This window comes from Pseudomonas sp. D47 (assembly GCF_045447305.1).
In the GTDB taxonomy this organism is placed as follows: domain Bacteria; phylum Pseudomonadota; class Gammaproteobacteria; order Pseudomonadales; family Pseudomonadaceae; genus Aquipseudomonas.
This window is the reverse complement of sequence record NZ_JBJGXU010000007.1, coordinates 89,304-109,657: the sequence shown is the minus strand read 5'-3', so window position 1 is coordinate 109,657 and position 20,354 is coordinate 89,304. Positions and strand designations below refer to the sequence as shown.

The 20,354-nt window shown below is 60.7% G+C and carries 18 protein-coding genes; 6 read left to right on the top strand and 12 right to left on the bottom strand.

All coding sequences use genetic code 11. The annotated features are described in order from the left end of the window. Positions 1-998: 998 nt before the first annotated feature. The 5 genes from ACI77I_RS07860 to ACI77I_RS07840 form a co-directional block, all read right to left on the bottom strand. Positions 999-1,847 (bottom strand): NAD-dependent protein deacetylase, encoded by an 849-nt coding sequence (locus ACI77I_RS07860; RefSeq protein ID WP_406997269.1) that lies wholly within the window; start codon positions 1,845-1,847, stop codon positions 999-1,001. Positions 1,848-1,855: 8 nt separating this feature from the next. Beyond that, a complete protein-coding gene (locus tag ACI77I_RS07855; protein ID WP_094952389.1) occupies positions 1,856-2,296 on the bottom strand; it encodes a CBS domain-containing protein in 441 nt (146 codons plus the stop codon). Positions 2,297-2,428: 132 nt separating this feature from the next. Next, complete coding sequence (locus tag ACI77I_RS07850; RefSeq protein ID WP_094952406.1) at positions 2,429-4,378, bottom strand: DNA topoisomerase III; 1,950 nt, start codon at positions 4,376-4,378, stop codon at positions 2,429-2,431. 165 nt (positions 4,379-4,543) lie between these two features. Continuing rightward, positions 4,544-6,166 (bottom strand): MFS transporter, encoded by a 1,623-nt coding sequence (locus ACI77I_RS07845; RefSeq protein ID WP_094952390.1) that lies wholly within the window; start codon positions 6,164-6,166, stop codon positions 4,544-4,546. Positions 6,167-6,231: 65 nt separating this feature from the next. After that, positions 6,232-7,878, bottom strand: a complete 1,647-nt coding sequence (locus ACI77I_RS07840; protein ID WP_406997268.1) for a GMC family oxidoreductase — start codon at positions 7,876-7,878, stop codon at positions 6,232-6,234. 129 nt (positions 7,879-8,007) lie between these two features. On the opposite strand from ACI77I_RS07840, the gene ACI77I_RS07835 reads away from it, so the two are divergent. Continuing rightward, positions 8,008-8,901: a LysR family transcriptional regulator gene (locus ACI77I_RS07835; protein ID WP_094952392.1), complete on the top strand. Its 894-nt coding sequence runs from the start codon at positions 8,008-8,010 to the stop codon at positions 8,899-8,901. 200 nt (positions 8,902-9,101) lie between these two features. Here the strand turns inward: ACI77I_RS07835 and ACI77I_RS07830 are convergent, their stop codons facing one another. From ACI77I_RS07830 to ACI77I_RS07815, 4 genes are all read right to left on the bottom strand, one after another. After that, positions 9,102-10,961 carry a DUF3857 domain-containing transglutaminase family protein gene (locus ACI77I_RS07830; protein WP_406997287.1) on the bottom strand — a complete coding sequence of 620 codons (1,860 nt, stop codon included), beginning with the start codon at positions 10,959-10,961 and terminating at the stop codon, positions 9,102-9,104. A gap of 149 nt (positions 10,962-11,110) precedes the next feature. Beyond that, positions 11,111-12,208: a DNA alkylation repair protein gene (locus tag ACI77I_RS07825; protein WP_406997267.1), complete on the bottom strand. Its 1,098-nt coding sequence runs from the start codon at positions 12,206-12,208 to the stop codon at positions 11,111-11,113. A gap of 32 nt (positions 12,209-12,240) precedes the next feature. Further along, on the bottom strand, positions 12,241-13,587 hold the full coding sequence (locus ACI77I_RS07820; RefSeq protein WP_094952394.1) for a glutamine synthetase family protein: 1,347 nt from the start codon (positions 13,585-13,587) through the stop codon (positions 12,241-12,243). 11 nt (positions 13,588-13,598) lie between these two features. Further along, the gene (locus tag ACI77I_RS07815; protein WP_242155461.1) at positions 13,599-14,156 is read right to left on the bottom strand and encodes a helix-turn-helix domain-containing protein; all 558 of its coding nucleotides are present in this window, start codon (positions 14,154-14,156) and stop codon (positions 13,599-13,601) included. Positions 14,157-14,178: 22 nt separating this feature from the next. Here ACI77I_RS07815 and ACI77I_RS07810 point away from each other — a divergent pair, with 22 nt between their 5' ends. From ACI77I_RS07810 to ACI77I_RS07800, 3 genes are all read left to right on the top strand, one after another. Then, a complete protein-coding gene (locus tag ACI77I_RS07810; protein WP_406997266.1) occupies positions 14,179-14,589 on the top strand; it encodes a DUF4440 domain-containing protein in 411 nt (136 codons plus the stop codon). Positions 14,590-14,671: 82 nt separating this feature from the next. After that, positions 14,672-14,980 carry an RcnB family protein gene (locus ACI77I_RS07805; protein WP_406997265.1) on the top strand — a complete coding sequence of 103 codons (309 nt, stop codon included), beginning with the start codon at positions 14,672-14,674 and terminating at the stop codon, positions 14,978-14,980. Between the two features lie 76 nt (positions 14,981-15,056). After that, the gene (locus ACI77I_RS07800; protein WP_406997264.1) at positions 15,057-16,253 is read left to right on the top strand and encodes an MFS transporter; all 1,197 of its coding nucleotides are present in this window, start codon (positions 15,057-15,059) and stop codon (positions 16,251-16,253) included. On the opposite strand, the gene ACI77I_RS07795 is transcribed toward ACI77I_RS07800, so the two are convergent. The 3 genes from ACI77I_RS07795 to ACI77I_RS07785 form a co-directional block, all read right to left on the bottom strand. Then, on the bottom strand, positions 16,248-16,523 hold the full coding sequence (locus tag ACI77I_RS07795; RefSeq protein WP_094952398.1) for a DUF1652 domain-containing protein: 276 nt from the start codon (positions 16,521-16,523) through the stop codon (positions 16,248-16,250). The two genes, ACI77I_RS07800 and ACI77I_RS07795, sit on opposite strands and share 6 nt — an antisense overlap. Positions 16,524-16,536: 13 nt before the next feature. Next, on the bottom strand, positions 16,537-16,788 hold the full coding sequence (locus tag ACI77I_RS07790; protein ID WP_094952399.1) for a CsbD family protein: 252 nt from the start codon (positions 16,786-16,788) through the stop codon (positions 16,537-16,539). Positions 16,789-16,919: 131 nt separating this feature from the next. Continuing rightward, positions 16,920-18,419 carry a PAS domain S-box protein gene (locus ACI77I_RS07785; protein WP_094952400.1) on the bottom strand — a complete coding sequence of 500 codons (1,500 nt, stop codon included), beginning with the start codon at positions 18,417-18,419 and terminating at the stop codon, positions 16,920-16,922. 196 nt (positions 18,420-18,615) lie between these two features. On the opposite strand from ACI77I_RS07785, the gene ACI77I_RS07780 reads away from it, so the two are divergent. Both ACI77I_RS07780 and ACI77I_RS07775 read left to right on the top strand, forming a co-directional pair. Beyond that, on the top strand, positions 18,616-19,584 hold the full coding sequence (locus ACI77I_RS07780; protein WP_094952401.1) for a hypothetical protein: 969 nt from the start codon (positions 18,616-18,618) through the stop codon (positions 19,582-19,584). A 117-nt stretch (positions 19,585-19,701) separates the two neighbouring features. Then, entirely contained in the window at positions 19,702-20,322 is a 621-nt protein-coding gene (locus ACI77I_RS07775; RefSeq protein WP_242155468.1) for a hypothetical protein, read from the top strand. Positions 20,323-20,354: the final 32 nt, after the last annotated feature.

Below are 20,354 nucleotides of genomic sequence, written 5' to 3'. Positions count from 1 at the left end.
GCTTAGTTGTCTCCGGCGTGGAAAACCGGGCGTCAGTGAGGGTCTGCCGAATACGGGCAGGGTCTTGAACCTGATGCATGTAGTCTTGCTGATGAACTGCTACGCAATGGTTTCATAACGAAGACAAGCAGCGTTTGAGCTCCTTGTACCGATCCTTACAGGCCGGTCAGCTTCATCAATCTGCCTTGTGGGCAGTGCACATCCGGAAAAAACAGCTCGGCGGTCAGACGAGCTTGTTCAAAACGCTTGTTACCAACGCTCCCGATCCGGGAGACGTCTCGATAATGCAAGGACAAAAAGGTTACGTCAACGATTATGTAGTGATTTTTTTAGAGTACTACATAAATCGTAGTGGGGACGGGAGAATGCAGGAAAACGTGACTTGGGCGTCATTTTTTGTGCGGTTGGTCGAAGGGCCGGGGCGGTCGATTCAGCGATGGATTCCCTGTGGGAGCTGGCTTGCCTGCGATGGCCATAGGTATCGACACAACTTTTTTACGGGTTGAGTACTGTGGTTGACGCGGGGCCGCTGGGTACATATCCGTTATTTGGATCACGGCTGCTATGGGGGGCGCCCTTACGGCGGGTCACTTTTGGAAAAGAGCCCGGAATGCCGGCCCAGCCAAAAGTAACCAAAAGGGCTCTTGCCCCACCACTCGGCACCTCACCTAGGCTCGGTGTGCCCGCACGCAGGCTTGGTTAACGGGGCGCCTCAGATCAAGCTCAAAAGCAGATCAAAAGCAAAGCTGAGGCGGCCTGACAGCCAGCCTGATCTCTGAAGCTGAACTCAATCAAATGTGGGATCGGGCTTGCCCGCGAAGGTGTCGGCTCAGCAAACATTGATGTTGACTGACCCACCGCTTTCGCGGGGATGTGGCGGCCTTTCAACGTTGTGTCGATACCTATGCTGCGATGGCGGTGTATCAGTCAGCAAATGCTTGCCTGACACACCGCCATCGCAGGCAAGCCAGCTCCCATATTTTTGATTTGCGGCGTTCTTACAGTCCCAGTCGCTCGACCAGCAACGGCAACAGCCGCTCGCATGAGGCCTCGATCTTCACCTGCAACAGCTCATCCCCGCGCGTTTTGCCCAGGTTGATGGCAATGACCGGTTTGCCTTGCTCCACCATCGCCTTGCACAGGCGAAAAGCCGAATAGGCCATCAGCGAGGAGCCCACCACCAGTAAACCCTCAGCGTTCTGCACCGCAGCCATGGCCTTGGCCGCCGTCGCCTGGGCGACGTTTTCACCAAAAAACACCACGTCCGGTTTCAACCGTTGGCCGTTGCAGTGCGGGCAGTACGGGACTTGGAAGCGCTCCTCAAACGCGCGATCAAGCAGCGTATCGCCATCGGGTGCCTGCACGGCATCGACGCCGGCCAGGTACGGGTTCTGGTCTTCCATCACCCGTTGGATCACATCGCGCTCGCTGCGCTGCTGACAATCGAGGCACAGCACCCGGTGCAGGCTGCCGTGCAGTTCGATCACATCATGGCTGCCGGCCTGGTCATGCAAGGTATCGACGTTCTGCGTGATCAGCCCACTGATGCGCTCGCGTTGCTGCAGCGTTGCCAGCGCCAGATGCGCCTTGTTCGGCTGTGCAATGCGCACCCGTGGCCAACCCAGCATCGCCCTTGCCCAGTAACGACGCCGCGCGTGTGGGGTGGCCAGGAACTCCTGGTACATCATCGGCGCCTTGCCCCGGCGCACGCCTTCGCTGTCGCGATAATCCGGGATGCCCGAGGATGTGCTGATCCCCGCACCGGTCAAGACCAAAAAGCGCCGTTCAGCCATCGCCCGGTGCAGGGTGTCGAGGTGGTCCTCTTGGTGTTCCAGCGTGTCGAGCATGGGTTCCCCTATTCGCCGCGGATGTACTGCTCCAGTTGCTTGATCAGGTCAGCCTGTTCGGCAATGGCTTCTTTCACCAAGTCACCAATGGACAGCAGGCCGATCAGCTTGCCATCTTCGACCACGGGCAAGTGGCGCAGGTGACCGTCCGTCATGATGTTCATGCACTTTTCGACACTCTGGTGCTTGTCGACCGTGATGACCGGCGAACTCATGATTTCACTCACGGCCGTTGTCGCGGAAGAGCGGCCCTTGAGGATCAGCTTGCGCGCGTAGTCGCGCTCACTGATCACCCCCACGACCTTACCTTCGTCCACAACCGGCAAGGCCCCGACGTTTTTGGCTGCCATCTGGATCAATGCCTCCATCACCGTCTGGTGCGACTTGATGGTGTGGACCTCCTGGTTTTTCTGGTCTTTGGCTTTGAGCACTTGTGCGACGGTTTTCATGGCGGCCACTCCGGTGTTGTTGTTAGGTAGTCAGCAGGTCCTCTACAGAATCCTAGACGGCCCACGCCGGAACAAGGCCCAAAGCGGCATTAAACCCGTCGAAAAACGTCATTCTCTGGATTTATTCAACGTTTACCCGGCGTTTGTCGGTTTTTTTGCCCGCTTGGGCGTGCCAGTCGCCTTGCGGGGTGCGGCCTTGCGTTTGTTTTTCCACGGCGTGGCGCCTCGGACAGCGGGGCTGGCCGGGCCGGTGATGGTCATGCGCATGCCATTGCAGCGCGCCACTTGTTTACTCATCCACGCCGCCTGCTTGGCGACGAACTCCTCCAGGCTCATTTCACCGCTCTGCACCATGTCCAGCGCCTGTTCCCAGATCGCGGTGGTACCCGGGTCGGCGATGGCGCGTGGCACTGCGTCGATCAGGCTGAACGCCGCCGCAGTAGCTGACAGCGCCTTGCCGTTCTTCACCAGATAACCCCTGTCCAACAGGCCTTGGATGATACCGGCGCGCGTCGCTTCGGTACCGATGCCGGTGGTGTCCTTGAGTTTTTGCTTGAGCAGCGGGTCTTCCACCAGTTTGGCGACGTTTTTCATCGCCTTGATCAAGTCGCCTTCGGTGAACGGCTTAGGCGGCTGCGTCCACAGGTCCTTGAGGTTGACCTTGGCCACCGTGTAATCCTGGCCCTGAATCAGCGTCGGCAAGGCTTGCGGCGCGGGTGCCTCGCGCCCCTTTGCCGGTGCCAGCGCTTCGGGCAAGGCGCGTTTCCAGCCTGGTTCGATGATGACTTTGCCCACCGCACGCAAGGCTTGGCCGGCGCAGTCGAAATCCGCCTGGGTGCGATCGTATTCATGGTTGGGCAGGAACTGCGCCAGGTAGCGCGCGCGAATCAGGGTGTAGACCGCGCGATGTTTGCCGGTGAGCTGCCCGACGTCCTTGCCAGCGCCTGTAGGAATGATGCCGTGGTGCGCGCTGACTTTGGCGTCGTTCCACGCCCGCGAACGGCGCTGGGCATCAATATGCGGCATCAGCTCGTTCACCGCCGCATCCGCGCGGCCCAGCGCGGCGAGGATTTTCGGCGCGTCACTGTGCTGGCTTAACGGCAGGTAGCCGCAATCGCTGCGCGGGTAGGTGATGACCTTGTGGGTTTCATAGAGCGATTGGGCGATATCCAGGGTTTCTTGGGCGCCGAGCCCGAGTTTCTTGGAGCAGATTTCCTGCAGGGTGCCGAGGTCGAAGGGCAGGGGCGCCACCTCGCGCATGCGTTCGGTACGCAGCTTCACCAGCCGCGCGGTGGCAGCGTTGCGCATGGCGTCGGCAGCGTCGCGAGCCAGCTGCGGGTTAAGGCAGCGGCCCTGGTCGTCACAGGCATCCTCCATGGCGCGCCATTGGGCGGTGAAGGTCATACGCTCATGGCGCAGGTCCACATCGATGGCCCAGTAAGCCACCGGCACAAAGTCGGCGATGCTGCGGTCGCGGTCCACCACCAGGCGCAAGGTTGGGGTTTGCACCCGACCCACCGGCAGCACGCCTTGATAGCCGGATTGGCGCCCGAGCAGGGTGAACAGGCGGCTCATGTTCATGCCGATCAGCCAGTCGGCGCGGGAACGGCCCAGGGCCGAGTGGTACAGGCTGAAAGTTTCGGCGCCCGGTTTGAGCGCGGCCAGGGCCTTGCGGATGGACGCGTCATCCAGCGCCGACAGCCACAGCCGCTGGATCGGGCCGCGATAACGGCAATGCTCCACCAGCTCACGGGCGATCATCTCGCCCTCACGGTCGGCGTCGGTGGCGATCACCAGTTCCTGGGCTTCGCCCAGCAAACGCTTGACCGCCTTGAACTGGCTGGCGGTCTTGGGCTTGACCTGCATCTTCCATTTTTCCGGAACGATGGGCAGGTCGGCCAGCACCCAGCGTTTGTATTTGGCGTCGTACGCATCGGGCGGGGCGGTTTCCAGCAGGTGGCCGATGCACCAGGTGACTGTGACGCCATTACCCACCCAGCAACCGTCGCCGCGCCGGCTGGCGCCGAGCACGGCCGCGATATCTTTGGCCTGGGAGGGTTTTTCACAGAGGTACAGCCGCATGGTCATCACATCAGATCAGGTTGATGCCTTGCAGGATGCTGAGTCAGAAGGATTTGAGCAACCATTATCTGTATGGATGTACAGCTTTAAGTTTCAAGCTACAAGCTGCAAGTAGAGGCCGATCAGCTCCTACTTGCCGCTTGCAGCTTGCCCCTTGAAGCTGACTCAGTTGTTATCGATGTCCACATGCCGAGTTTCTTTGAGGCAGAACAACCCCACGATCAAACTCACCCCGGTCACCACCACCGGGTACCACAGGCCATAGAAAATATCGCCGGTGTACACCACCAAGGCAAACGACACAGTCGGCAGGAACCCGCCAAACCAACCGTTACCGATGTGGTAAGGCAGCGACATCGAGGTGTAGCGGATGCGCGTCGGGAACAGTTCCACCATCAGTGCCGCCAGTGGGCCGTAGCACATGGCGGCGATCAGGATCAGCACCACGATCAGTACCACCACCATCACCTTGTTGACCTGAGCCACATCCGCCGAAGTCGGGTAGCCGGCCAATGTCACTGCGCCGCGCAGGGCCGCTTCGTCGAAACCGTCGATGCGCACATCACCCACGCTCACCTGCACTGGGCTGCCCGCTGGCGCGGCGCTGCTGCTGTACGGCAGGCCTTGCTTGACCAGGAAGGTCTTGACCTTGTCGCAGGGGCTGTCAAACCGCGCCTTGCCCACCGGGTCGAACTGGAAGGTGCACGTGGCCGGGTCCGCCAGTACAGTTATCGGTGCCTGACGGCTGGCCTGGTCCATCGCCGGGTTGGTGTAGTGCGCCAGGCCCTTGAAGATCGGGAAGTACAGCGCGGTCGCCAGCAGCAGGCCGAGCATCAGCACCGGCTTGCGACCGACCTTGTCCGACAGCCAGCCAAACAGAATAAAGAACGGCGCGCCGATCACCACGCTGATGATCAACAGCATGTTGGCCAGGGCCGGGTCCATCCTCAGGAATTGGGTGAGGAAGAACAGCACATAGAACTGCGCCGCGTAGAAAGTCACCGCTTGCCCACCGTTGATGCTGAACAGCGCAATCAGCACCACCTTGAGGTTTTCCCATTTGCCGAAAGACTCGCGGATCGGCGACTTGCTGGCCTTGCCTTCCTCTTTCATTTTCAAGAAAGCCGGCGACTCATGCAGGCTCATGCGGATCCAGGTGGAAATGCCCAGCAGCACGATGGAAAACAGGAACGGAATGCGCCAGCCCCAGACTTCGAACTGGTCGCCGGTGAAGTAACGGCAGGCCAGCACCACCAGCAACGACAGCAACAGGCCGAGGGTGGCGGTGGATTGAATCCAGCTGGTGTGCAAGCCGCGTTTGCCGGCCGGCGCGTGTTCGGCCACGTAGGTGGCGGCGCCGCCGTATTCACCGCCCAACGCCAGGCCTTGCAGCATACGCAGCACGATCAGGATGACCGGCGCGGCAATGCCAATGCTGGCGTAGGTCGGCAACAGCCCGACACAGAACGTGGCCACGCCCATCAGGATGATGGTGACGAGAAAAGTGTACTTGCGCCCGATCATGTCGCCCAGGCGGCCGAACACCAGCGCGCCGAACGGGCGCACCACAAAGCCGGCCGCAAAGGCCATCAGGGCAAAGATAAACGCCGTGGTATCGTTGACCCCAGCAAAGAATTGCTTGCTGATCACCGCCGCCAGGGCGCCGTAGAGGAAAAAGTCATACCACTCGAACACCGTCCCCAGGGACGAGGCGAAGATGACTTTTCTTGATTCGCTGCCGGTGCTCGCGCTGACGGCCGAGCCCAGGGGTTGAGCATGTTCTGACATCGGGTAACCCTCACAGTGATTATTTATTGTTGTTCCACTGTCGGCGCCGGGTGCGGCGCCGCTATTCAGATTGCATGAACCGTTTCTTTCTGCGGGGCGAGGCTCCTTGTGTTCGGCGAAAGGATCAACTGCGCGGCTTTCTCCGCAATCATCAGTGTCGGTGAGCAGGTGTTGCCGGACGTGATGCGTGGCATCACCGAGGCATCGGCGATACGCAGGCCCGGCACGCCATGCACGCGCAGTTGGGCATCGACCACCGCGTCTTTGTCGCTGCCCATGCGGCAGGTGCCCACCGGATGGAAGATCGTCGTGCCGATACGCGCGGCGGCTTCGTGCAGTTGCTCTTCGGTTTGCAGTGAATCGCCCGGCAGGTATTCCACCGGTTTGAATTGGCTCAAGGCGGGTGCGGCCACGATGCGCCGAGTCAGGCGGATCGCATCGGCAGCGACTCGCAGATCTTCCGGATGGCTGAGGTAGTTGGGCCGAATCAACGGTGCATCCGCCGGGTTGGCGGAGCGAATATCGATACGGCCACGGCTTTGTGGGCGCAGGTCGCAGACCGAAGCGGTAAACGCCGGGAACGCGTGCAAAGGTTCGCCAAAGCGCTCCAGGGACAACGGCTGCACATGGTATTCAAGGTTGGCCGAGGTCTGTTCCGGGCCGGAGCGGGCAAACGCGCCGAGCTGGCTGGGCGCCATCGACAGCGGGCCGCTGCGGTCATACAGGTAGCGCAGGCCCATGCCCATCTTGCCCCACACGGTGCCCGCGATCTGGTTCAGGGTGCGCGCGTTTTCCAGTTTGTAGATCAGCCGCAATTGCAGGTGATCCTGCAGGTTGCCGCCCACGCCCGGCAGTTCGTGCAGCACGTCGATGCCCAACGGCTTGAGCACGTTGGAGGGGCCGATCCCTGAGCGTTGGAGGATGCCCGGCGAGCCCACGGAACCGGCGCACAGCACGATTTCCTTGCGCGCTTTCCAGCTCATCTGTTGGCCGTTTTGACGCCCGAGCACGGTGCAGGCGCGGCCGTTTTCCAGCGCCACGCGGTCCACTTCGACGTCGGTCAGCACGGTCAGGTTGGGCCGCTGGCGGATCGGCTTGAGAAACGCCTTGGCCGCGTTCCAACGCACTCCGGCCTTCTGGTTGACTTGGAAGTAGCCGCAGCCTTCGTTATCGCCCCTGTTGAAGTCGCTGATCGGCGCGATACCGCTTTGCGCCGCCGCGTCGCGAAAGGCATCCAGGATCGGCCAGTGCAGGCGCTGTTGCTCAACGCGCCACTCGCCGCCATCGCTGTGAAATTCCGAGCTGCCGGCAAAATGGTTTTCGCTCTGCTTGAACAACGGCAGCACATCGTTCCAGGCCCAGCCCGGGTTGCCCTGGGCCGCCCAACCGTCGTAATCCTGGGCCTGGCCGCGCATATAGATCATGCCGTTGATCGACGAACAGCCGCCCAGCACCTTGCCGCGTGGGTAACTCAGCGCACGGCCTTGCAGGCCTTCCTGGGCTTCGGTCTTGAAGCACCAGTCGGTGCGCGGGTTACCGATGCAGAACAGGTAGCCGACGGGGATATGGATCCAGGGGTAATTGTCGCGGCCACCGGCTTCGAGTAGCAGCACGCGATGGGCGGGGTTGGCGGACAGTCGATTGGCCAGCAAGCAGCCTGCGGGGCCGGCGCCTACTACCACGTAATCGTATTCAGCAGCTGCAATGGGCATCTGAGGTCTCGCTTGTTTTTCTTATTGGCCCCATCCTAGTTGTTAGTTTTCGTCTTAAAAATGTTAGTTTTTACCCAGCTGCTGTGCGTTTTTAAACAGCGCGGCTCAGGCTCTCGCATTGGAGGCGACATGTTCGACTGGAATGACCTGCGGTTTTTTCTCGAGTTGCAACGCAGCGGCCGCTTGATCACCGCCGCGCAGCGCCTGAAGACCACCCACGCCACTGTGGCCAGGCATATCGAGGCCATCGAGAAGAGCCTCGGCACTGCGCTGTTCGTGCAGCACGCTCAGGGCTATGAGCTGACGCCCTCTGGCGAAGCCCTGCTCAAGCACGCCGAAGCCATGGAAAACGTCGCGCTGCTGGCTGAAGACGAACTCACCCATTCCGCTGCGCCGCTGGGCAAGATTCGCCTCGGTGTGGCCGAAGGTTTGGGTGTGATGTTCCTCGCCGGTCGCATGGGCGGGTTGTTCGACCGTTACCCGGGCTTGGAAGTGGAACTGGTGGCTGTGCCGCGCTTTGTCAGCATCCTCAACCGCGAAGCGGAAATCAGCATCCACCTGGAACGGCCCAGCGTCGATCAGTTGGTCACGCGCAAACTCACCGATTACCGCCTGGCGCTCTACGCCAGCCGCGCCTATCTGGAGCGCAACCCGCCCATCGAGAAACGTGAAGACCTCGCCGTGCATGCGTGGATCGATTATGTGGATGACTTGCTGTTCAGCCAGGAATTGAAGTTCCTTAGCAGCTTCTGCCGCAACCCCAAGGTGGTGTTTCACAGCACTAGCGTGATTGCCCAGCACCAGGCGGCGCGTTCGGGTTTGGGCATCGCTGTGTTGCCGTGCTTTATGGCGGCGGGTGACCCGGATTTGGTGGCATTGCTGCCGGGGGAGGGGATTGAGCGTAGCTACTGGATCAGCTCGCGCCGGGAGCTGCACAAGTCGGTGCGGTTGCGGGTGTTGTGGGATTACGTGGTGGAGTTGTGCGCGCGCGAGCAGGGGTTGCTGCTGGGCGAGTCTCACTGAGTAGGCCGGATCAAAAATGTGGGAGCGGGCTTGCTCCCACAATTTTGACCGAGTTCAACTGCCAGCGCCGCAGTGCTCTGCTTTTCTGTAGGAGCTGGCTTGCCTGCGATGGCATCAACGGTGTGTCACTGATAGACCGAGGTGCCTGTATCGCAGGCAAGCCAGCTCCCACATGGGCTCTGCGTTTACAGGACCTTACCTTAAAGCTTTACCACCTGATGCACCTGCTCGGCACACGCCCGGGCTTCGTCAATCATCTTGCCAAACGCCGCACTGGCGAGTTCAGCATGGGTCAGCCAGCGCTTCTTCTGGCTTAGGCGATAGTGATAGCGCAGCCCGTCATCGGTAAGTTTTCCGTCCAGGTCCAGGTCATACCACGGTGAGCGCACCTGGCAGCCTTGGATCGCCTTGTCCATCTTCCCGCCGGTCAGCGTGAGGGTGAAGTCGATGGTTTCGGGATTGCCCAGGTACAGGTCCGCCTGCTGCCCGTGGCGGCGGTAGTTGATGAAACCGTCCCATCGGCCTTTCAACGACTGGTCGGTATAGACGTAGTTGTTCCCCAGTTTTTCCAGGGCGCGCTGGTCGTTCATTTTTGCGCTGATGGTGTAGCCGTCGTGCATCACAAACGTGGTGGGTTGGCGGGTGACGTGGCAGTCGCTGATTTCGTTACCGAAGTTGGCGCAGATATCTTGGTCGGTGGCGGTGCTGCCTTGTTGGCGGTCGGCGACGCTCAGTTGCATCATTGGGAAGCGGCTGAAGGTGATGCTGGCCTGTGTAGCGCCATTGCCTTGTTTGTCGTAATGCACCTGCTTGTTCATGCGCTGGGTGATTTCGGGCCGTTCCAGTGGGATGTGTTCTTCACGTACCTGGCTTTGGGGGTCATTGACCAGCACCCAGCGGTCCTGGATGTCGGGCAAGGTCTGGCCGGGGGCGAAGACTGGGTTGGTCGGGTCGAGCCACCAGACCTCGCCACCGACTTCGGCGCGCACAATCGCGTGATTCGGCGCGTTGGTGCCGGGGATCAACAATGCATCGACCCTCTCGCCGCGACTGACCCAGGCTGTTTCGGCCTTGATGCCGCTGGCCTTGAGCATCGCGGTCAGCAAGATCGCCAGGTCTTTGCAGTCGCCATAACCATGCTGCTCGATTTCGTCCAGGTTAAACGGCACATAGCCGCGCTCGGTGGCGCGCCAGTCGCCTAGGTAGCGGTAGTGATCGTTGATGTGCTGCATCATCGCGGCGACCTGTTCCGTCGGCGCCAGGCTGCGTGCGGCGACCACTGCGGCGGCTGCTTGCGCAGGCAGGTTGGCAGCGAGGATCTGGTTGTAGCGCTGGGCAAAATCACCGAAATACGCCTGGCGATCGAGGGCGCTGCCCACTTCCAGACGCGGGATGCGCAACAGCGTGGCGTTGGAGGCTTCGTTGGTGTAGTTGAGGTAGGCCGGGGCTTTTTGCACCACGTCGAGGGTCTTGCCGTTGGCCGACGCGGTTACCGTGAAATCGTCGAACAGTTCGCTGCGCCACTGGATCGGCCGTTCGGCGGTAAAGCGTGCCTTGACGTGGTCGCGACGGACGACGCTGGGGCCAAACGAGAGGGCATAGTGAAACTGAGTCATCAGCGGCTTGGCGGCGCGATGTTCGCGCACGGTGTACCGAATCTGTGTGCCCACGCGCAGGTTCGGGAAGGCCAGGGAGGTCTGCTTGTCGCGGCGAAAGCCCTGGTCGGGATTGGGCGCCGTGCGCGTGTCGATTTGCTTGGCGTCCAGGTTTACCGGCTTGGCACCGGGCTGGGTGGACTGCGCGCTGATCACTTCAAAGGTATCGCCTTCGGAGTAATCGAAATCGATGCGTGAGAGCATTTCGCGGCCGGTGGGCGCGAGGATTGTGTAGTGATAGGTGGTGGTGCAGTCGGTGCTTGCGTCCCGGTTGAAGTGGCAGTGCAGCTCAGTGTCGCTGGCCAGCGGGGCTTCGGCCATGGGTTGCAAAGCAGCGGATGCGCAATGGGTAGCAAGCCCAAGACTGATGGCAATCAAAGGGCGGTAAGACGAAAAGCGGTACATTCGGGCCTCGCAGGATGCATTGAAATAACCGTCCGGCGGGTAGTAGAAGCGCCGGACGTTATGGATCATAACGACTAAGGACAGGGTTGCTTTAGAAGTTAATTTGTCCAAATGCACCGAGCTAGAGGCATTCTCCTAAGTTTTTGCGCTCAAATTCGCAGTTCGAACTCGGCGCTGGCGAGCTTCTCGCCGTTGACCAACACATGCACCCAATGCGTGCCGGGGTAGTGCTTGCGGGTGGTCAGTTCACGAATGTGTTGTTCGCGGCGAATGCTCTGATGCTCGCCCGCGCCGAGGGTAAATGCCTTGAGTTTGAACACTTTGGCCGCGCTATGACCGGCGCTTTTTACGTAGTCGACGGCGTAGTCCACCACCAGTTTTTGCGCGGTGGCAGCGGTGGATTCGAGGCTGAACGAGAGGCTGATGCGCTCGCCCAGGTTGATCACCGCCGGGGTGACGGCCAGGTGATGAATCTTCACCTCGGCCTTGGCCCCGGCGCCCATGAGCGTCAACGCGCGGGTGTTGCCTTGTTTGATCAGGCTGCGCAGCGCATGGCGGGCAATCCACGCAGTGTGCGGGTTATCCAGGTGCCAGCCTTCGATCAGGCTGAGCACCCAGCCTGGGTCATCCTTGGTGATGTCGTTGAGGTGGTTGGCCACCGACTTGCGTACGTACAGGCTGCTGTCAGCCTTGAGGTTATTCAGGATCGACGCGCACAGCGCGGGGTTGGCCTGCACTTGGGCCAGGCGAAAGGACCACGGCAGGCGAGGGCGCGAGCCTTCACTGGCCAGGCGGCGCACGTGATCGTTGGCATCCAGCGACCATTCCTGCATCACCGCCAAGGTGCGCTCGAAGTCGTGCAGCAAGAAGTGGCGGATGGCAAATTCGGCAGAGCCAAACGTGGTGAAGTACTTGAGCGCGGCCATGGAGCGCTTGAAGTCACCCAGGCCGTAACTCGCCACGTAGTGCGGCAGGAACAGATAGACAAAGGCGCTGTTCAGGCGCGGCGCCAGGGCGTAAAGCAGCTTGAGGGTTTGCGCGTAGCCCAGTGGGATCACCGCATGCAGGCTTTCGCTGACCCGCGCCATGCGCTGCATCACCGACAACTCGGCAAGCCCCACCTTCGCGTGCTTGAGAAAGCCCTTGGCATCGAACGCCGGGTATACCGCCGACATCTCGACGGCGATGTGTTGCAGGCGTTCGACGTTGAAGATTTCCTTGAGGGCTGGGGCGCTCTGCTCGGTCATGGGTGGGGCTCGGTCATCGGTGGTTCCAGGGGTTAGAGAAACCAGCGGTATTCCCGCGCGTTGATCTCTTGTTGAAAGGCCAGGTGGTCCTGGCGTTTGTTCTCGCAATACACGTCGACAAATTCTGCGCCCAGCTTATCGCGCAATATCGGTTGATGTTGCATGGCGCGCACGGCCTCGAGCATTTCCACGGGGAAATCGGTGCCGCTGAGGCGGTCTTCGTTCAGGGGGGCGATAGGTTCTTGCTTGGCTTCAAGGCCATGCTCAAGCCCTGCCAGAATCGCCGCCAGTACCAGATACGGATTGGCATCGGCACTGGCCAGGCGGTGCTCGATGCGCAGGTTGCGCGGGTCGGACTCAGGGATGCGCACGCACGCATCGCGGTCTTCAAAGCCCCAGCTGGCGCGGGTTGCGGCGTTGACCGTGCCACCCAGACGGCGGAAGGCGTTGTGGTTGGGCGAGAAGATCGGCATGCAATGCGCCAGCAATTCCAGGCAGCCGGCCACCGCGTGGCGCAGCGGTTGCTGCTGGTGCGCGGCGAGCAAATTATTACCCGCCGCGTCGTAGAGGCTGACATGCACATGCATGCCGCTGCCGGGGTATTGCAGGTAGGGTTTGGCCATGAAGCTGGCGCGGTAACCGTGCTTGAGTGCAACGCCACGGGTGCTGCGGCAGAACAGGGCGGCCCAGTCGGCGGCGCGCAGGCCGTCTTCGAGGTGGCCGAAGTTGATTTCGAACTGGCCGGGACCGATTTCGGCAGTGATCACCGTGATGTCGATGCCCTGGTCCTTGGCGGTTTGTGCCATGTCGTCGAGCACCTCGCTGAAGCGCGACAACCGTTCGATGTGCAGGTTGGGTTGGTCGTCGGCGTCATCGCTCAGCGGGTCGCGGGCGAATTGCGGCAGGCCGTTGTCGAGCTTCTTATCGAACAGGTAAAACTCCAGCTCAAAGGCCACCACCGGATGAATGCCTTTGTGCTGCAAGCGCTCCAGCACCTTGGCCAGCACTTCGCGAGGTTCGAATTCGATCGGCGCTTCGGTGCCATCCGAGGTGATCAACATCTGCCCCAGCGGCTGCGACTCCCAGCTCACAGGCTTGAGCGTGCCCGGCACCAAGCGCCGGTTGGCATCCGGGTCGCCGTCGTGAAAGCAATAGTCACCAATCTTGAACAGCCCACCCTGCGCCCCGAGCAGCACGGCGTTTTGCGGCAGCTTCAGCGGGCTGCCGGCGGCGACCTTTTCGAGCATGTCCACCGGGTAGCGCTTGCCGTAGAAATGCCCGGGAATGTCCAGGGCGATCAGGTCGACGTAACGCACGTCGGGGTGGTTCTGGCGAAAGGTCCGTACTTCGGCCAGCAACGTGGAAGACTGGTTTTTCACGGGGGTTGCTCCTAGTTGTAAACCCACAGTACGCGGGCGGGCAGATCAGTCAGGTTGGCGTAGCGGCAATGCGCGAAACTGGCCAGGTGGAAGCTGTCGCCAGGGCCGAGGGTGACCGAATCCGGCTCGCCTTCCACCCACAGCGTCAACTCGCCCTCCAGCACAAAACCGGCCTGCTCGGCGCGGTCGCTCATGGTGTGTTCACCACTGTTGGCACCGGGCGCGAGCAAGCTGTCGAGCATCGAAAAGGCGCCGTTCATGCTGGGCGAGACGAGGATGTCGGTGATGCCATTGGCGTAATACACCGTGCGCCGTTCGTTGGGGCGGGTGACCCAATCCACCGCCTTGGGTTTGGGCAGGCTGTAGAAGTAGGTGGTGGGCACATCGAGGGCGTGGCTGATGGCGGTCAGGTCGGCCACGGTGGGGCGCGACAGGCCGCGTTCGACCTGGGACAGGAAACCCACCGAGCGCTCGATTTTTTGCGCGAGTTGCGCCAGGGTGAGTCTCTTGTGCTTGCGCAGGTCGTGGATCAGCACGGCCAGGGCGTCAAGTTCTTGTTGTTGGTTCATGAAATTTATATCAAGAAATTTCATGAAAAATTACAGGATTAATTTCATGGGGGCAATGGGCATGCAGTTGGAGCAGCATTTATTCGCCTTGGAACAGGCGCTGCAGCAATGCACCACCCGCTCGGATACGGAGCGATTGGCGCAGTTGCTGGCACACGATTTCGTTGAGTTTGGCGCCAGTGGCAATGTCTGGGGCAGCAAGGCCGAGGTGATTGCCGGGTTGAAGGACGAGGTGTTTTCGGCACGGCGCATGACTGAGTTCGCCGTGAAGTTGCTCGGGCAGGGACTGGCGCTGGTGACTTATCGCTGCCATCGCGAAGGCGTAGGGGACTCGTTGCGCAGTTCAGTGTGGCGCGAGGAGGAGGGGCAGTGGCGGATGGTGTTCCACCAAGGCACACCAGCGGCAGCTCCCTCGCCACAGGGGGGGCGATGAAAATCTTGAAAGGAGTTGGCTGAATGATTCCGTGCGCCCGCGGTCGGAACCTGGGTACGCACCATTCATTGAAGGAGCACCCATGAAGTCTAAAACCCTAGCCGCTTGCCTGCTGATCACCGCCGGCCTGTCCACCGCCAGCTTTGTCGTGCAGGCCGGTGATACCCCGCAAGAAACCGTGCCGCCTTCAAGCATCAACGCCCGTGATTTGAAAGAAGGCGACCGTGCCCCGGATATGCTGATGCGCAAGGAGTCGGCGGTCAGCGATTGGAAAAAGCGCGGTTTGAAGCAGCCTGAAGCAGACAGCCAATGGGCCCGTGTGGGTGACAAGTTTGTGCTGCTCAAGACCACCAACGGCACCATTCTCGAGATCACCCCCGTCAAGAAATGACCGGTCTTTTTTCCTGGCGCTTGCGTTAAGGTAACGCGCAACACTGGTCGCGTTACCTTCAAAGAGCGAGAGCAGGATGCTTGCCACAATAAGAAGTTACCCTCGCACCGTGAACCTGTTGCTGTGCGCCACGTTGCTGCTGACGCTGGCCAAGGCGATTACCTTTCCGTACCTGGTGATTTACCTCACCCGTCACTTCAACCTCGACATTACCCAAGTTGGCCTGGTGATCGGCAGTTCATTGATCGTCGGCTCATTGCTCAGCGTGTACGGCGGTTTCCTGGTCGACCGCGTCAACAGTTACCGGCTGCTGCTCGGCTTGAGTGCGCTGTTTGTACTGGGGTTTGTCGGCACGCTAGTGGCCGATGATATCTGGCTGTTCTACAGCTGCCTGATCCTGATCAACCTGGCTTATGCCGTTATCGACATTGCCGTCAAAGCCGGCTTTGCCAGCTTGCTGGCGGAAGACTCGCGCAGCGAAGTGTTTTCCATCAAGTACACCCTGACCAATATCGGCTATGCCGTCGGCCCGTTTTTTGGCGCGATGGTGGCCAAGCTCGATATCAGCCTGCCGTTCATGCTCTCGGCGCTGCTGGGGGCGGGTTTTTTCCTGCTGTACTGGCGTTGGGGCGATCGCACGCTGGCTACCGTCGATGCCACGCAAAAAACGCTGGCGTTTCTCGCCGTCGGCCGCGTGCTGCTGCGGGACCATCGGCTGGTGTGCTTCACGCTTGGCGGCTTGCTCAGTGCCGTGGTGTTCGGCCAGTTCACTGCCTACCTGTCGCAGTACCTGGTGACGACCACCACCGCGGAATATACCTACACCGTGATCAGCGCCGTGCTCACCACCAACGCCGCGCTGGTGATTGCCTTGCAGTACGTGATTGGCCGGCGCATCTCGCACCGTTATCTGAGCCAATGGCTGATCGCCGGCCTGGGCATGTTCATGTTGGGGGTGATCGGGTTTGCCCTGGCCACCAGCGTGCTGTGGTGGGTGCTGGCGATGGCGGTGTTTACAGTGGGGGAGATCATCGTGTTCCCAGCTGAGTACATGTTTATCGACCGAATCGCCCCGGACCACCTGCGGGGCATGTATTACGGCGCGCAGAACCTGTCCAACCTAGGGGCAGCGTTGGGGCCGGTGTTGTGTGGGCTGGTGCTGGCCAGCCTGCCGGCCCACTCCATGTTCTACATGTTGGGGGCGTTTATCGTCGGGGGCGGGGTGTTTTACTTCATTGGAGCGTCGTTGAAACCACGACCAACGCGGTCATGACGCCGAAGGCGACATTGGCAGGTCTTCCAGGGTCAGATGCCCCATGGTGTTGCTCTGTAGCTCATAGCGCAGTTCTTCCACCATCTTTTCCACTGCGTGGGTGGACTGCAACTTGTTCACGCTGATGCCCGTCACCACCAAGTCGACCCGGCCGCTCTGGGCATCGAACACCTTCAACGTCAACGAGGCGTCACGGCACAGGGTGAATTCACAGGTCAGGGGCAACAGCGCTTCTTCGATGCAGTTGCGCAGTTGGGAGAGGGTAAACATGTGCCCAGCCTCCTCAACGACGACGCAGCAACAAGCCTACCAACAGGCCGATACCGGCGACGACGGCCACGGTAGCCAGTGGTTTGTGCTTGGCAAAATCACTCACAGTGTCGAGCGCGTCGCCGTAGGTTTGCTGCAACTGGCCGGCGGCCTGGCGGGCAACCCCTTCGGCTTGCAACTGCTCATCACCGGTCAGGTCGCCGAGAAAACCCTGGGCCTTGCCCGTGACTTTCTCCACGGCGCCTTTGACTTGTTCGCTTTTCATGGTGCATTCCTTCAAGAGGTCAAATCATCACGGCACAGGGCCCAAGGCCCTGTGCCCACTCTTCAAGGTTAAGCACCGCGTCATGCGCAAATAAGGCGAATTTGCACTGGTTGCACTAGTGCATTTGCACTCTATTTCTTGCTTTTGACCCGCAATTCACCGGCAAACAACCCGCGTTCACGGGCCCAAACGATGGCTGCGCTGCGGCTGTGCACCCCCAGCTTGGAGTACACCGTGGCCACATGGTTACGCACGGTGTTGGGCGCCAGTTTCAGGCGCGAGGCGATCTCCTTGTCGGCCAGGCCTTCGCAGATCAAACCCAGCACATCGCGCTCACGGGCGGTCAGGTCGGTGAAGGCCACGTTCGGCAGGTTGGGGCTGTTGTTGACGCTCTTGGCGTTGGCCAATTTCTCGATCAGGGTCTGGCTGAACCACGAGGCGTCCTGCATCACTTCCTCAATGGCCGCCACCAGTTCCAGCTCCGAGCGTTTGCGTTCGGTGATGTTCATCATCACCAGCAGGTAACAGGGCACATCCTCGATCAGCACCGTGTCGGCCCAGACCACGCAGTCGATCACCTCGTTGCCTTTCTTACGCACCTTGAGGTCCTGGCCGTCGAGGTTGCCGGCTTTTTCCAGGGTGGCGAACAGCTGCGCAAAGGCCTGGGCGCTGTCGATGAAGTTGATGTCCTCGACGGCTTTGCCGATCAGCTCTTCGCTGATAAAACCGGTGATGTTCATGAACGCTTCGTTGATATCCACCACCTGCCGGTTGGCCGCGCTGCACACCAAGGTTGGCACCGGCGTCAGGCGGAAAGATTTGGCGAAGCGTTCCTCACTTTGGCGCAAGGCAATTTCCGCTTTGCGCCGCGGTTCCAGGTCGGTGAAGGAAAACAGCATGCAATCTTCCTCGTTCATGTCCAACGGTTGGCCCGCGACGATCACCAGTTTGCTGCCGCCTTCGGGCAGGCGCAGCTCGGCCTGCATCTGCGGGATGGTCGCGCCTTCGCTCAGGCGCTGGATGGCCAGGTCCTTACGCTCGGCCTGTTCCAGTACATCCAGTTCATACACCGAGCGGCCGATGACCTGATCGCGGTTGTAGCCGGTCATCTCTAAAAAACCCTGGTTGACCTTGATGTAGCGCAGGTCGCTCAAGCGGCAGATCACGGCGGGCGCCGGGTTGGCATTGAAGGTTTTCTCGAAGCGCTGCTCGGCGCTGGCCCATTCGGTGGCGTCGCTGAGGATCAGCACCAACAGTTCCGGCTCACCGTGAGCGTCGGTCAGCACCAGGCTGCGCAAGCGGTGGACCCAGCTGCGGTCTTCGCCGGTGGTGGGGGTGACTTCAACCACCACATCGCTGAATTCTTCACCGGCCGCCACCCGGCTGAGCGGGTAGCTGTCCAGCGCTAAAGGATGGTTGTTGCGGTAACGCAGGGCGAAACGCTTGGCATATTCCGCAGTATTGGCACCGAGCGCCTCGACGTCGCTGATCCCGTGCATGGTCAACGCGGCTTCATTGGCCCAGAGGATGGTCTGGTCGACTTCGGCCAGTATCACGCCGTCGGACAGCCCGGAGATGATCTGCTGCAATTGGCGGCGGTTGGTTTCTTTGGCGAGGACATCCTGGCTCATGGTTTCTCCCGGTAGACGGCACATGGGGGTACGACACCCGGGGTTGAGGATAGTGCAGAGAATGTGCGCATGAGGAAGTGCGAATGCACCAGTTGAGCTGGTGCATTTGGGCCACGACTGAACGTATGTCCTTTCGCCACACTCCCAACCATCAAGGCATTTTGCCTTGCTCTCATAACGTGTGAAGGACCTCTGTATGACTACTGTCTATGAAACCAATCGTTCGCTGTTTCGTGTGTCCTGGAGTTCGGTACTGGCCGGTAGTGCAATTGCACTGGTGACCTACCTGGTGCTGAGTGTGCTGGGTACGGCCATCGGCGCGAGTGCCGTCGACCCGATGAAAGCGGGTAACCCGCTGAGCGGTTTCGGCACCGGCGCCGGGATCTGGTTGTTTGTGTCGACGCTGATCGCCATCGGCGTGGGTGCCTTCGTGGCCGGGCGCACCGCACCTGACCGCGGCGGCCTGCACGGCGTATTGACCTGGACCGTCACCACCTTGCTCACCACCTGGCTGCTGGCGGGTTTGGCCGCCAGCGTGGTCGGTACCGCCGGCAACGTGGTGGGCAAAGGTTTGTCCGCTGCCGGTAGCGGCATCGCGGCGGCTGCGCCGGGCATTGGTAACAGCGTCAAACAACAGTTGAACGAGCAAGGCATCCAGCTGGACTGGAACAGCCTGCAAGGTGAACTGGATACCCTGCTCAAGCAAAGCGGCAAGCCTGAGTTGGACCCGGCCAACGTTGAACAGAAGGCTGACCAGGCGGGCGCCGAGGGCAAGCAAGCGGCTACTGCTGCGGCGACCGATCCTGCCCAGGCCGGCGATGCGTTGAAGCAATGGTTCGAGCGCGTCAAAGCGTCCGGTGAGCCAGCGCTGAATGCCGCTGACAAAGACGCACTGGTCAACATCGTTGCCGCCCGCACCGGCAAGAGCAAGGAGGAGGCCACTCAGATCGTTGACAACTATGCCCAAGCTTATGAGCAGGCCATGCAAAAAGTGGCTGAGCTGAAACAACAGGCTGAACAGAAAGCCCGTGAAGCCGGTGAAGTGGCGGCCAAGCAACTGTCCCGTGCTGCCTGGAGCACCCTGGCGATGTTGTTGTTGGGCGCAGCGCTGAGCTTCTTTGTCGGTCGTATGGCACTGACTAACCGTCGCGTGCCGTTGGCTTGATAAGTCTGGTTTGATAAACCGGGAGGGGCGGCAAGGAGGCCGCTTTTCCTTTTCTCCACCTGCCTCAATGAATGCGTAAAATGTCGGCTTTTTACGCGAATCACGCAAAGGTGCCCCTTGAGCGCAGGCAAAGCCGTCGGATTGTTATTACTCACCTCCATGCTGGCGGCGTGCGGTACTTCGCCGCCACGCACGCCTAATGACATCTGCGGCATCTTCCGCGAAAAGGACGACTGGTACGACGCCGCCAAGGTCACGCAAAAGCGTTGGGGCGTGCCGATCCAAGTGCCGTTCGCCATCATGTATCAGGAGTCCGGCTTCCGTCAGGATGCCTTGGCGCCACGCAAATACCTGCTATGGATCATCCCCTGGGGCCGCGTTTCTACCGCTGCCGGCTACGCCCAGGCCAAGGATGAAGTGTGGAACGACTACCGCAAAAGCACCGGCCGCAGCGGCGCCAGCCGCCAGGACTTCGACGACGCCATCGACTTTGTCGGCTGGTACATGGACAAGACCTACACCGTCAACGGCGTGTACAAATACGATGCCTACGGCCAGTACTTGAACTACCACGAAGGTTGGGGCGGCTACCGCCAGCGCACCTATGCGGCTAAAGCCTGGCTGCCGCCGGTGGCGAGCAAAGTGCAGGCGCGGTCGCAGCTGTATGCAGCGCAATATGCGCGGTGCAAGGATGATTTGGGGCGCGGGTTTTGGAGCCGGTTCTGGCGTTGGTTATAAAGGGTTGCCCCGCCCCCTGTGGCGAGCCCGCT